The organism is Arthrobacter sp. ASL1 (assembly GCF_056680475.1).
Window position 1 is genome coordinate 1,895,802 of record NZ_CM155284.1, and the last position, 12,405, is coordinate 1,908,206.

11 protein-coding genes are annotated in these 12,405 nt (G+C 65.7%); 5 read left to right on the forward strand and 6 right to left on the reverse strand.

The features are described 5' to 3' along the window. The first annotated feature begins 75 nt into the window (after positions 1-75). From AC1MEQ_RS08955 to AC1MEQ_RS08970, 4 genes are read left to right on the forward strand one after another with little or no spacing between them, the layout of a single operon-like run. Positions 76-1,758 (forward strand): ABC transporter substrate-binding protein, encoded by a 1,683-nt coding sequence (locus tag AC1MEQ_RS08955; protein WP_479795861.1) that lies wholly within the window; start codon positions 76-78, stop codon positions 1,756-1,758. 2 nt (positions 1,759-1,760) lie between these two features. After that, a complete protein-coding gene (locus tag AC1MEQ_RS08960; RefSeq protein WP_479795863.1) occupies positions 1,761-2,882 on the forward strand; it encodes an ABC transporter permease in 1,122 nt (373 codons plus the stop codon). Beyond that, complete coding sequence (locus tag AC1MEQ_RS08965) at positions 2,879-3,751, forward strand: ABC transporter permease (protein ID WP_479795865.1); 873 nt, start codon at positions 2,879-2,881, stop codon at positions 3,749-3,751. Before AC1MEQ_RS08960 ends, AC1MEQ_RS08965 begins: the two co-directional genes overlap by 4 nt. Next, complete coding sequence (locus tag AC1MEQ_RS08970; RefSeq protein WP_479795867.1) at positions 3,748-5,475, forward strand: dipeptide ABC transporter ATP-binding protein; 1,728 nt, start codon at positions 3,748-3,750, stop codon at positions 5,473-5,475. Before AC1MEQ_RS08965 ends, AC1MEQ_RS08970 begins: the two co-directional genes overlap by 4 nt. 35 nt (positions 5,476-5,510) lie before the next feature. Here AC1MEQ_RS08970 and AC1MEQ_RS08975 read toward each other — a convergent pair whose 3' ends face one another. The 5 genes from AC1MEQ_RS08975 to AC1MEQ_RS08995 are packed head-to-tail and all read right to left on the reverse strand — an operon-like array spanning position 5,511 to position 10,175. Next, the gene (locus AC1MEQ_RS08975) at positions 5,511-6,647 is read right to left on the reverse strand and encodes an NAD(P)/FAD-dependent oxidoreductase (RefSeq protein ID WP_479795869.1); all 1,137 of its coding nucleotides are present in this window, start codon (positions 6,645-6,647) and stop codon (positions 5,511-5,513) included. A 29-nt stretch (positions 6,648-6,676) separates the two neighbouring features. Next, entirely contained in the window at positions 6,677-7,753 is a 1,077-nt protein-coding gene (locus AC1MEQ_RS08980) for a Gfo/Idh/MocA family protein (protein WP_479795871.1), read from the reverse strand. After that, complete coding sequence (locus tag AC1MEQ_RS08985; protein WP_479795873.1) at positions 7,753-8,538, reverse strand: amino acid ABC transporter ATP-binding protein; 786 nt, start codon at positions 8,536-8,538, stop codon at positions 7,753-7,755. Before AC1MEQ_RS08985 ends, AC1MEQ_RS08980 begins: the two co-directional genes overlap by 1 nt. Beyond that, a complete protein-coding gene (locus AC1MEQ_RS08990; RefSeq protein ID WP_479795875.1) occupies positions 8,538-9,332 on the reverse strand; it encodes an amino acid ABC transporter permease in 795 nt (264 codons plus the stop codon). The genes AC1MEQ_RS08985 and AC1MEQ_RS08990 overlap by 1 nt, the downstream gene beginning before the upstream one ends. 3 nt (positions 9,333-9,335) lie before the next feature. Further along, entirely contained in the window at positions 9,336-10,175 is an 840-nt protein-coding gene (locus AC1MEQ_RS08995; RefSeq protein ID WP_479795877.1) for an ABC transporter substrate-binding protein, read from the reverse strand. Positions 10,176-10,308: 133 nt separating this feature from the next. On the opposite strand from AC1MEQ_RS08995, the gene AC1MEQ_RS09000 reads away from it, so the two are divergent. Further along, positions 10,309-11,382: a LacI family DNA-binding transcriptional regulator gene (locus tag AC1MEQ_RS09000; RefSeq protein WP_479795879.1), complete on the forward strand. Its 1,074-nt coding sequence runs from the start codon at positions 10,309-10,311 to the stop codon at positions 11,380-11,382. 13 nt (positions 11,383-11,395) lie between these two features. Here AC1MEQ_RS09000 and AC1MEQ_RS09005 read toward each other — a convergent pair whose 3' ends face one another. Next, positions 11,396-12,292 carry a LysR family transcriptional regulator gene (locus tag AC1MEQ_RS09005; RefSeq protein ID WP_479795881.1) on the reverse strand — a complete coding sequence of 299 codons (897 nt, stop codon included), beginning with the start codon at positions 12,290-12,292 and terminating at the stop codon, positions 11,396-11,398. Positions 12,293-12,405 lie beyond the last annotated feature (113 nt).

Sequence of the window (12,405 nt, forward strand, 5' to 3'; positions counted from 1 at the left end):
GTGGTGCGGGCGTGTGCTGCCCGCGTAGAACTGACGGCAATCCACCTCCCATCCCGCCGATCCGCAGGAGAAACCGTGTCCCACCCTTCCCCGGGCCCCACCCCGACACCCCGCAGGCCAGTTCCGCGACGGCGTCCCACGCACGTGATGGGTGCCGCACTCGCCGCGACGTCGATGCTCTTGCTCTCCGCCTGCGGCGGAACCGCGACGGCCGCTCCGAATGGCGGCCAGCGCGTGGAGGGCGGAACGATCCGCTACGCCCACCTGCAGGAGGTGCCGTGCGTCTACGGTGGGTGGGTTCAGCAGGCCTACCTGTCGCGCTCGGTGCTGGATTCGCTGGTCTCCCAGACCGACAGCGGGAAGATCGTCCCGTGGCTGGCCCGGTCGTGGGGCGTCTCCGCCGACCGCAAGACGTGGACCTTCCAGCTCAAGCCGGGCGTGGAGTTCACCGATGGGACCGCGCTGGATGCCCAGGCCGTGGCCGAGAACTTCGACTACTGGATGGCCGGGGGCAACGGCACCGTCCAGGCCCACATCGGCGACTACTACTCCTCGGCGGAGGCCGTCGATGCGACCACGCTGCGGGTCCACCTGAAGGCGCCCTACGGGCCGCTGCTCTCGGCGTTAAGCCAGGCGTATTTCGGCATCCAGTCCCCCACCGCGTTGCGGACGCGCACCGAACAGCAGAACTGCGAGGCCCCGATCGGTTCCGGGCCGTTCACGGTCGGCGAGTGGAAGCGGGGCGAATCGATCACGCTGCACCGCAACGCCTCCTACGACTCCGCCCCGGCCAATGCGCGGCACCAGGGACCGGCCTACGTCGATTCGGTCATCTGGTCGTTCGTGCAGGACAACACCTCCCGGTACGGTTCCCTGGTCAGCGACGAATCCGACGCCATCGGCGAGGTCCCGACGGTGGACTTCGCCGATGCCAGCTCCAGGTTCCAGGTCCAGCAGTACGTGACGCCCGGTCGGCCCGTGACGCTGTCGCTGAACACCGTGCAGGGTCCGTTCGCCGACCGCCGGGTCCGCCAGGCCTTCGCCTACGCGTCCGACCGGAAGGCCAACGTGGACTCGGCCTTCCTCGGCGTCGTCCCGTTCGAGGGCAATGGGTACGTCAGCCGAACCACCCCCGGCTACAACGCCTCCGTCGCCGGGGACTACCCCTACGATCCGGCGAAGGCCGCCGCCCTGCTCGACGCCGCCGGCTGGACCGGCCGGTCGGCGGACGGGACCCGGACCAAGGACGGCAAGGAGCTGGCGGTCGACATCGTCTTCGGGCTGAACTCGATCGTGACCCAGGAGGGCGCCACCGCCCTGCAGAACCTCCAGGCGCAGGTCAAGGAGTCGGGCATCAAGGTGGACCTGCACCCGGTGACCCAGTCGGAGTTATTCTCCGGGACGTATTCGACCCCGGACAGCTACGACGCGCAGCTGGGCTACTGGACCAGTCCGCACGCCGGCATCCTCTACATCAACTTCCGCGAAACCACCGCGGCGGAGCCGAACAACGCCAACACCACCTTCTACAACAACCCGGAGATCGTCTCGACCATCCGCCACGCGCTCTCGGCCGGCACGACGGAGCAGGCCAACCGCTACTACAAGCGGGCGCAGCAGCAGCTCAGCGACGAGGCGGTGGCCGTCGGCCTCTACGCCCAGACCTCCACGATCGCCAGCCGGCCCGACCTCAAGGGCCTCTGGCTCGAGGCCTCGCAGGGCGAGCCCGTGTTCCACGACGCCTACTTCACGGAGTGACCATGACCACGACGACCCACGACCACCCCGCCACCAGCCCCAACCCGGCGTCCGGTGCACCGAGACCGGACGAAATGCCGGAATCGCCGCGTCATACGGCCCATTCTCGATCATCTGACCCGTCGTCGCGGTCCACGGGATCCGACGCCGTTCCCCGGCCAGCGGCCGGCATCCGGCGTACGGCGGTGTTCCTGCGCCGCACCGGGGTCCGCGTCCTGTCGGCCCTGGGGGTCATCTGGGCCGCGGCGACCTTCACCTTCCTGATCCAGGCGCTGCTGCCCGGGGACCGTGCCACGCTGCTACTGAACCAGCTCACCGGTCAGATCCAGGAACGCACTGCCGGCGAGCTCGCCCCCATCAACGCCAAGTTCGGGTTCGACGACCCGTTGCTGGTGCAGTACGCCGATTTCCTGAGGGGCCTGCTGCGTGGGGACCTGGGCTTGTCCTACCAGCTGTACAAGCCGGTCGCCGAGGTCATCGGCGACCAGGTCTTGCCGACCATCATGCTCACGTTCGCTTCGCTGGCCGTCGCCTGGGTGATCGCGATCATCTTCACCATCGCCACGGTGAAGCGGGTCCCGTGGTTGTCCTCGCTCGCCGCATCGATCGAGGCGCTGGCCGCCGGGTTGCCGCAGTACTGGCTGGGCGTGATCCTGCTCGTGGTCTTCGCCCTCGGGCTGGGGGCCTTCCCGGTCGTCGGCGGCACCGGGATCGCCAGCCTGGTACTTCCGGCCCTGACGCTGGGCATCCCGCTGGCCGGCTTCCTCGGCCAGACCATCCGCAGCGAATTCGACGCCGCACTGGACCAGCCGTTCACCCTGACCGCACGGATGCGCGGCATGGGCGACACGCAGGTGAGGCTGCGCCACGTGTTGCGCCACTCCGTCCTGCCGGGCATCACGCTCAGCGGCTGGGCCATGGGCGCCCTGTTTTCCGGGGCCGTCATCGCGGAGAACATCTTCTCCCGGCCCGGCCTGGGGAAGGTCCTCGTCACCGCGGTGAACAGCCGCGACCTGCCCGTTGTTTGCGGGATCGTGATCCTGGTGGCCGTCATCTACGTGGTGGCCAACCTGCTGGTCGACCTCGCCTACACCCTGATCGATCCGAGGATGAAGACCGCATGAGCACCCTCCAGACCCCGCTCCCCTCCCGGGCGTCCACCGCACCTTCCCGGCTGGACGCACTACGCCAGGTGCCGCTCGGCACCCTGGTGAGCGCCGCCGTCGTCCTCTTCTTCGTGGTCGCCGCCCTTGCGCCGCGGCTGCTCACCGGGGGCGACCCGTTCGCGATCGACCTCGGCGCCGCCCTGCAGGGCCCCAGCGCGCAGCACTGGTTCGGCACCGACCAGTCCGGCCGCGACCTGTACACCCGCGTGGTGTACGGGACGCGCGAATCGCTGCTGATCGGCCTCGGCGCCACCGCCCTGGCCGTCGGGATCGCCGTCGTCCTGGGGCTGGCCTCCGGGCTGGGCGCCCGCTGGGTCGACGGACTGGTCAACCGCGGACTCGAGGTGCTTTTCGCCTTTCCCGTGCTGCTGCTGGCCATGCTGTTCGTGACCATCTACGGGCCCAGCGTCACCACTCAGGTCATCGCCGTCGGGCTGGGGACCGCCCCGGGGTATGCCCGCATGATCCGCGGGCAGGTCCTGTCCGTGCGCACCTCGGGCTATGTGGAGGCCGCGCACGCACTCGGCCACGGCCGGGCCCGGATCCTGCGCCGGCACCTGCTGCCCAACGCCACCCGACCGCTGGTCGCCGTGGTCGCCCTCGGGGTGGGGCAGTCAATTGTGTGGGCCTCCGGACTCGCGTTCCTGGGGCTTGGCGTCGCCCCACCGTCGCCCGAATGGGGCGCCCTGCTCGACGCCGGCCGCCTGTTCATCACCCACGCCTGGTGGCTGGAGGTCATGCCGGGCCTGGCCATCGTGGCCCTGGCGCTGGCCTCCACCACGCTGGGCCGGTTCATCCAAGCCAACTTCGAAGGGGCACGACCATGACCACCACCGCCATCCTGTCCGGCACGTCCACTGCCACGATGCCCACCGCCGCGGCCGCACGCCGGCTGCTCCGCGTGGAACACCTCGATGTCTCCTTCGCCTCCGGACACGGGCGCACGGCCCGGTCCACCCACGTGGTGAAGGACGTCTCCCTGACGCTGGATGCCGGGCAGTGCCTGGCGATCGTCGGGGAATCGGGCTCCGGCAAGTCCGTCACCGCCCGGACGTTCGTCGGGCTACCCGGGGCCGGGGCCCATGTCTCCGCGGGGCGCCTCGAGGTGGCCGGACGCACCGCGCTGGGCCGCTCCGAACGCTCCTGGCGAAGAATCCGCGGCAAGGACATCGGCTTCATCCTGCAGGACGCCCTGGTCTCGCTGGATCCGCTGCGCCCCGTCGGCCGCGAAATCGAGGAATCGCTCCGCCTGCATGGCTCCATGAGTGCCGCCAGCCGCCGCGAAAAGGTCCTCGAACTGCTGGCCAGCGTCGGCGTCCCGGAACCCGGACTACGCTCCCGGCAACGGCCCGACCAGCTCTCCGGCGGGCTGCGGCAGCGCGCCCTGATCGCCTCGGCCATCGCCCTGGACCCCGCGCTGGTCATCGCCGACGAACCGACCACCGCCCTCGATGTCACCGTCCAGGCCCAAGTGCTGGACCTTTTAGCCGGCATGAAGGAGCGCGGGACGGGGATCGTGCTGATCAGCCACGACCTGTCCGTGGTCGCCCGGATGGCCGACCACGTCGCCGTGATGCAGGGCGGGGCGATCGTCGAGCAGGGGCCCGTGGACCAGGTCCTGGGCGCCCCCCGGCACGACTACACCCGCGCCCTGCTGGACGCGGTGCCCTCCGCCCACACCCGCGGCGTCCCGCTGACCAGCGCGGGCCGCGACTCCCTGGGCGACGCCCCCGACCGGATCTGGATCGAACGCCCGGCCGACGCCCCCGCCGTCCTGCGCGCCGAACATCTCAGCAAGGCCTACCAGGGGCCAGATGGCCGCCTGGCCACGGTCGTCGACGATGTCTCCTTCGAACTCCGTGCCGGCGAGACGCTGGGCATCGTCGGCGAATCGGGATCCGGAAAGAGCACAACGGCGAAGATCGTCCTGGCCCTGCTGGACCCGGATGCCGGGCGGGTGCTGCTCGATGGGCAGCCGTGGACCGAGCTAACCACGAGCCAGCGCCGCCCGCGTCGGCGCACCGTGACCTCGGTGTACCAGGACCCGCTGGGCTCCTTCGACCCCCGCTGGAACGCCGAGAGGATCCTGTTGGACGCCCTCGATGCCGGCACGTTCGCCCAGCCCGGCGCCCGCCGGGCGCGGATGGTGGAACTGGCGGCCGCGGTCGGCCTCGCCGAGGAACACCTGGCCAAGCATCCGCTCCAGCTCTCCGGTGGGCAACGCCAACGCCTGTCGATCGCCCGCGCGCTGGCACCGGAACCGGAGGTCATCGTGCTCGACGAGGCGGTCTCCGCGTTGGACGTCTCGGTGCAGGCGCAGGTGCTGGACCTGCTGACCGACCTGCAGCAACGCCTGGGGTTGAGCTACCTCTTCATCTCCCATGATCTGGGCGTCATCCACCACATGAGCGACCGCGTCCTGGTGATGAAGGACGGCCGCGCCGTGGAGCAGGGGGACGCCGACCAGGTGTTCACCGATCCACAGCACCCCTACACCCGCGAGCTGCTCGCCTCGGTGCCGCGGTTGGAGCCGGCCGGGTCCTTCGACTGAGGTCCCTGGGGACCGGGCCGGCGAAGACGAATACCTCAGGCAGTACGGCGCTCCTGCCGGGCAAAACGTTCGGGGCGGAACGTTTCAAGCATTGGATGTCGAACGCCGGTGCTGATTTCCGCGGTCAGGAGTTCGCCGGCAACCAGCGCCAAGGTCGCGCCGGAGTGGGTGAAGGCCACGAAGCAGCCCGGAACCTGCTCGAGTTCACCGAAGACGGGCTCCCCATCACCCGGGATCGGCTTCCGGCCGATCTTCCACGACGCTGCCGCCAGCTTGGGTGTCCCGCTCAATACGTCCGAAGCCTCTCTAACGAGCTCGTCCACTACCGCGCGAGGAACGTCAAAGGATCCGTCCGAGTGTTCTGTGATGTGCTCCTCGTACCAGTCGTGATCTAGAGCCAGGGTCCTGCCGGGATTGGGGCGCAGGGCCACCCGCGGAGTATTCATGACCGGAGGGATTTCGTGGTCCCCGGGCTCGGTGATGACCAACATGGAAACCGGCGACCCATCGGCGATGTGAACGCCGAGAGGTGCGACAACTTCAGGGGTCTGGGGCCCGCAGGCCACCAGTACCGCGTCACCCCTGAACTCTCCGGCGGATTCGGTGATGACGCCGACGGCACGCCCTGCCTCAGTGAGGACTTCGGCCCGCCCCGCCCCGAGCACCAATCGCCCACCCCTGCGGGAGAATTCCTCCATGAGGTGATCGATGAGGTGGGGCAGACTGACCCACCCTTCGGCTGCGTTGAAAATGGCAGCCTGGGGAATGGCACCAGGGTTCACGCCCTGTGCCGTCTCAGCTGCGGAAGCAGCATCCAGCAGCAATGAGGAGTAGCCGTGGGCTGTTTCGGCTTCGTGACGTTGGCCTGTAGTTGCAGAGCTGCCGTCCCAGAACAGCCCACCGCCAAATTCCAGCCAATCGACATCCGGGTACTGCGTCGACAGAATGCGGTAGCGCTCGATACCGGCCATCCTCAGCGCGTGGTACTCATCTGTGCGGGTTCCTGCGGAGTTGAGCCACGACAGGGAGCGCCCCGATGCTCCGGAAGCCAGACCGGCCTCGGTAACCAACGTGACCTCTACTGATTGCCGTAGCAGATGCACTGCGGTGGACATGCCGATAGCCCCGCCGCCGATGACGACGACGTGGTTGACGGTAGAAGTTTCATTCATGGTGTTTCCTTCGGAATCAGATAATTGGGTCATCGTTGTGCCCCCGAAAAGCTGGACTGCCGGACGTAATGACGCGAGTGGATATCCTCCAAGATCTCCAGCACGCGGGTGGATTCGGCGGGGTCCACGGGGAGTGGTCCGACTCCCCGCAACGCGGCGGCAAGTCGGTCGTAAAACTCCGGGTAGTCGCCGGCCACGAGATCGATCGGACGTGTTCCTTCTGGGGTGGTGAGTCTGGCCTGCGCGCGCGCGTGGCTGCCATAACCTTGCGCTGTCGGCACCACCCCATCCGCAAGTTGTGCCTCCTGCGGATCCTTGTCCTGGCTGGTGAAGGTGGCACCGCTGCCCACGACGTGGAACCTCGGACCCACTGCCGGAGTCTTCGAATTCATCCAGAGGCGGGACCGGACCCCGGTGGCATGGAGCATCGATACGAAACCATCTTCGTCTGGCCCTGCCCCGGGGGTGTGCCGGGCAAGTTCGGCCGAATACTCTTTCGGGAAGCCAAAGAGTTCTATGGCCTGATCGACGAGATGACTGCCGACATCCAACAGGATTCCCCCGCCGCGAGCCGTTGGAGTTGTGTCCTTCCACCCTCCAGAACTCGGTGAGTACCACTCGAATCGGGATTCGAAACTCTGTACCGTCCCCAGCTGGCCCCGCGTGACCAGCTGCTTCACGGTGAGGAAGTCGCCATCCCATCGCCGGTTCTGGAAGACGGTCAGGAGACTGCCGGTCGCCCGAGCCGTATCCATCAGGTGCCGGGCTTCGGCAGCGCTCGGGGTGAACGGTTTGTCCACAACGACGCCAATGCCCCGGCGCATCAGCAGGTCCGCCTGATATACATGGCCCTCCGGGGGTGTGCCCAGAACGGCGACGTCCAAGTCGAGACCGTTGTCCACCGCCGCCATCAGTGTGGGGAGGTCCGCAAAGACCCGAGTTTCAGGATGTCGCTGGTGGGCGCTCGCTGCGCGTTGCGGATTCGCGGTGACGATGCCTGCCAGCATGAACTCAGGATGGGCTGCGATCAATGGGGTGTGAAAGATGCTCCCTGAGACGCCGTATCCAACGACGGCAGCCTTGAGCGCCCTGCTGCCGGAGCCCATCAGAGCACCTCTGACAGGAAGCGTTGCAAACGTGGCGACTGCGGGTCGTTGAAAAGTCGCTCCGGCACGCCGACTTCGACGACTTCCCCTTCGTCCATGAAGACAACCTGGTCGGCGACTTTCTTGGCGAACCCCATCTCATGGGTCACGACGAGCATGGTCATACCGCTGGCACCGAGGCCCGCCATCAGATCGAGTACGCCTTTGACCAACTCCGGGTCGAGAGCGGAAGTTGCCTCGTCAAAGAGCATGATTTCCGGTTCCATCGCCAGCGCCCGTGCGATGGCCACACGCTGTTGCTGGCCGCCCGAAAGGTCCCGTGGCCGGTGGTCGCTTCGCTCCTCCAGGCCGACGTCCCGAAGCCGCTCCATTGCCAGTTGGCGCGCAGCCTTCCTTCCCTTTCCCTTTACATGCCAAGGTGCCAGGGCGACGTTGTCCAACGCTGTGTGGTCAGGAAAGAGATTGAAGTGCTGGAAGACCATTCCCACGCGTCGTCGCAAGGCGTCCGGTGGATCATCAAGGACAGAGCGTCCTCCAATGAGAATGTCGCCGGACGCGGGTTCATGCAGTCTGTTCACCCCCCTGAGGAGCGTGGACTTACCCGATCCAGAAGGCCCGATGATGCATGTCGTGGTTCCGGGGCGGACGGTGAGGCTCATATCCCGGACCACCTGGATTTGCCCATATGCGAGACTGAGATTCCTCAGTTCCAAGGAAGCTCCTTGGAAGGGCGCCCCCATCTCCGGGGCCCGGCGTTCCGATTCGAAACTGGTTTTCGCGCTCATTAGTGACCAACTCCAGCCGGTGTGTTGACCGCTACGCCGTTGTCCATTTCCTCGATTTCCTTCAAGCCGCTTGTGGGAGGCGTCGCCTTTCGGCGTCCGCTCCGGAAGCGCTCATCGATGAAATTGACCAGATGCGTCAGCGGCACGGTGATGATGAGATAAAAGACTCCCGCTGCAACGAGCGGCGATAGGTTTCCCGAGAGGACGGCGGCATCCTGGCCCACTCGGAACAATTCCCTCTCGCCGACGAGCAATCCAAGGAAATAGACCAACGACGAGTCCTTGATGATGGCGATGAACTGGTTGACCAGCGCGGGGAGGACTCTGCGGATCCCTTGCGGGACCACGACAAGTGCCATGGCCCTGGCGTAGCCCATGCCGAGTGCGCGGCATGCTTCAAGCTGGCCCTTCTCCACACTTTGAATCCCTGCCCGGAAGATCTCACCGATGTAGGCGCTGGAGATCAGGCTGAGGGCGAAGATACCCAGCGGATACGGGCTCGGGCCGAAAATTTCCTGGCTAACGCGCGCCAGGCCCTGCCCGATGAGCAATATCGTCAAGATGGCCGGCAGCCCCCGGAATAGATCCGTGAAGGCCCGGGCCGGAAGTCTCAACCATCGGGTGGGAGAAATGCTGCAGATGGCTAGCAGCATGCCGAGCACGATTCCGATGATGGTAGCCGACACTGAGATGATCAGGGTGTTGAGCAGGCCGACACGGAGCAGTTGCGGCAGGACCTGAACCATGGCACCGAAGTCCAGGAAGGTCCGGGAAAGGGTTTCGAGGGCATCCATTAGCTAGCTCTTTCCGCCACCGGGCAGATATTGCTTGGGCATCGGCGAGCCGGGGAACCACTTCTCGTAGAGCTGCTTCCAGGTCCCGTCTTCCATGGATTCGTGCAAGGCCTTGTCCAGGGCCTTCTTCAGTTCAGGATTGTCCTTGGAGACGGCAAATCCGGCCGGAGCGTCGAAAGAGGGGATGTCCGCGGCACTGACAAGATCGAACTTCCTGGCGTAGTCTTTAGCGGCCTCATAATCGAGGAAATGGGCGTCCACTGCACCGCTATTCAATCCGGAGATCGCAGTGTTGTTGTCGGGGAAACGCACAAGGTCGGCCTTGGGGAAGTGCTTGACCGCGTAGGCCTCCTGGAGGCTCCCCTGTACGACAGCAAGACGATGGCCCGCCAAGTCCTTGGCGGATTTGATCCCTGTGTCCTTGCGGGTGAGAACTGTGAGATAGCCGGCCAGGTATCCGTCCGAGAAATCGACCGTCTTCTGCCGCTCCGGTGTGATGCCGATAGCTGCGACACCCGCGTCGAACTGCCCGTTCGCCACTGCCGGGAGAATCGCCGAGAAATCCTGCCCAGTGAATACCACGTCGTCGATGCCGACTCTATGCGCCACGTTCGTGAAGAATTCGACGTCGAAACCGGTGAATTTTCCTGATGCGTCTGTGAATGTATACGGCTTCGCATCGCCCAGGCTAGCCACACGAATCTGACCCGGAGTGATGAGGTCGTAGGGATTTTCCTGGGCCTGGGACCCTGCCGAAGCGCCGCCACATGCAGTCAGCAGTAGCAGTGAGCCGGTGGCAGCAGCGGCCAATGCCGTCGTCTTGAGTCGGGAGATGATTCTCATGCTGACTTCCGTTCTAATGATGGACTGAGACCGGTCTCTTTTTTGAGAATATGAGACCGGTCTCAGTCTCGGGATATGATGATGAGGTTAGTGATGCACAACACCACCCGTCAACCCCTGGAGCGAAAATTCGATGACCAAGTCCAGTTCTGCCAGGGATGCAACCGTTGCCGACGTCGCCCGCCGGGCTGGCGTCTCCAAGGCACAGGCGGCACGCGCCCTAGGGGCATACGGTTCTGTCAGCGAGGCAGTACTGACCAGCGTCCAGGCAGCGGCCAAGGAGCTGGGCTACCATCCCAACCACGTCGCCAAAAGCATGAATACTGGTCGCTCGCATACGGTGGGCGTCGTCGTCGGTGACATCGAAAACCCCTATTTCGGAAGGGTCGTCCGCGGCATCAGCGATGCGGTGCGCGAGAGGGGCTACAATGTCATGCTCGTCAATTCCGACGAGCAGCTCACCGCAGAGCAGGAAGCCGTCCGCGTATTGCTCGACATGCGTGTGGACGGGTTGATCATTGCCCCCGCTTCGGCGGAGTCGTCCGATCATCTCCGAGATGTACAGGACCGGGGCCGTGCGCTCGTACTCTTCGACCGGGGTGCGCCCGGAATCGAGGCGGATCTAATTTCAGTGGACTTCCAAGCGGCTTCGGAGGCCTCTACCCAACAACTGATAGATGCAGGCCACGAACGCATTGCCTACGTCTCCAGCCTGAGAAGCCCCACTCCTTACAGCCCCGGAAAAGACCTCGGACAGTCACCGGTCACCCAACGCATTGGCGGGATCGAGGCAGCGCTCGCCAGGTCTGGCATGGAGCTCGACCCTTCCCTAGTGCGCCTCAACGCAGTTGATCCGGCCGCCGTGGAGGCTGCCGTCGACTCCCTGCTAGCCATGGCAGAACCACCGACTGCTTTTGTCGCCTCGGACAACATGATCGCGCAAAGCCTCTTTGGCACCTTGATAAAGCGGGGCCTGAGCGTCCCGGCCGACTGCTCATTCGTCATGTACGACGACTTCCCCTGGACGCTGCTGACGGCGCCGCCCTTGACCGTCATCCGCCAGCCGGTCTACCAGATGGGCGTTGAAGCAGGACGTCGAATCATTGACCGCATCGAAGGCAGTACCCCGGGGCCGATGCCGGATCTCGCAGCAGCCGTGATATCCAGAGGCTCCATCTCGCCGCCTCGAAAAATGCCGAGAACGTGACCGCAACGCCAAACTAAACGAGCAGCCGCTGGCAGCCCTCCACCAGCCGTTCCACCAGGTCTGCCGGGGAATCCTCGGACCACAGCGCCATGAGCTTGCGGGACAACTGCAGCTCGGGGACCTGGACCGCGACGATGCCCGGCGGCCGGGCGGTCATGGCCAGTTCGGGCACCATGGCCGCCCCATGCCCCGCCGCGACCAGACGCAGGGTGGCGTTGAAGTCATCGCTGGAGGCCACGATGCGTGGATGCATTCCCGCGTTGGCCAGGACGGCATCCACGACGTTCGCGTCGCTGGATCCACGCTGGTGGATGATCCAGGGCATCGCGCCCAATTCTTCGAGCTCCATGCGATCGTTCTCCACATGGCCGGCCGAGGCGGGGACCACCACCCGGAACGCGTCGTCGGCGAGCCAATGCCGGGTAACCCCCTGCGGCAGGACCAGCCCCGACTCACCTACCTGGTAGACCAGCGCGACGTCGAGTTCACCTCCTGCACGGAGGCCGGGGACGACGGCGCTGGGTTCGCCGATCGAGATCATCAACTGCGCACCGGACTCCACCCATGCTGGGGACTCCAGGAACTCCGACAGCACGAAGGTCGCCGCCGAGGGAAAGACTCCGATGCGTAGTTCGCGGGAGGACGTCTCGCGGGCAGCCGCGCCAGCGGCCAGCAGCCCCTCGACATCACGCAACAGCTTCAGGGCGTGTTGGCCCATCGCGTGCGCCGTTTGCGTGGGCTGGATGCTGCGGGCGCTGCGGATGAACAGCCGCATTCCGGTGTCGCGCTCCAGCGCCGACATCTGCTGGGATACGGCCGAAGCCGTGTAGCCCAGCCGGTTTCCCGCAGCGGTGAAGGACCCCAGCCGGAGCACTTCGGCCAATGTCCGCAGGTGCGTCAGATTGAGCATTAGCATTCCTTCAACTCAGTGCGTCAAAAGGTTATGTGACACACATCATATGTCAGGCATCCTTCCCTTAGAGTTAGCGGCACGACCGACAAATGGTGCTGAAAGCGGCTGGG

Excerpts from the sequence above, each read along its gene's own strand:
- AC1MEQ_RS08960 (WP_479795863.1), top strand. The coding sequence starts at position 1,761 with ATGACCACGACGACCCACGACCACCCCGCCACCAGCCCCAACCCGGCG.
- AC1MEQ_RS08965 (WP_479795865.1), top strand. The coding sequence starts at position 2,879 with ATGAGCACCCTCCAGACCCCGCTCCCCTCCCGGGCGTCCACCGCACCT.
- AC1MEQ_RS08970 (WP_479795867.1), top strand. The coding sequence starts at position 3,748 with ATGACCACCACCGCCATCCTGTCCGGCACGTCCACTGCCACGATGCCC.
- AC1MEQ_RS08975 (WP_479795869.1), bottom strand. The coding sequence starts at position 6,647 with ATGAATGAAACTTCTACCGTCAACCACGTCGTCGTCATCGGCGGCGGG.
- AC1MEQ_RS08980 (WP_479795871.1), bottom strand. The coding sequence starts at position 7,753 with ATGGGCTCCGGCAGCAGGGCGCTCAAGGCTGCCGTCGTTGGATACGGC.
- AC1MEQ_RS08985 (WP_479795873.1), bottom strand. The coding sequence starts at position 8,538 with ATGAGCGCGAAAACCAGTTTCGAATCGGAACGCCGGGCCCCGGAGATG.
- AC1MEQ_RS08990 (WP_479795875.1), bottom strand. The coding sequence starts at position 9,332 with ATGGATGCCCTCGAAACCCTTTCCCGGACCTTCCTGGACTTCGGTGCC.
- AC1MEQ_RS08995 (WP_479795877.1), bottom strand. The coding sequence starts at position 10,175 with ATGAGAATCATCTCCCGACTCAAGACGACGGCATTGGCCGCTGCTGCC.
- AC1MEQ_RS09000 (WP_479795879.1), top strand. The coding sequence starts at position 10,309 with ATGACCAAGTCCAGTTCTGCCAGGGATGCAACCGTTGCCGACGTCGCC.
- AC1MEQ_RS09005 (WP_479795881.1), bottom strand. The coding sequence starts at position 12,292 with ATGCTCAATCTGACGCACCTGCGGACATTGGCCGAAGTGCTCCGGCTG.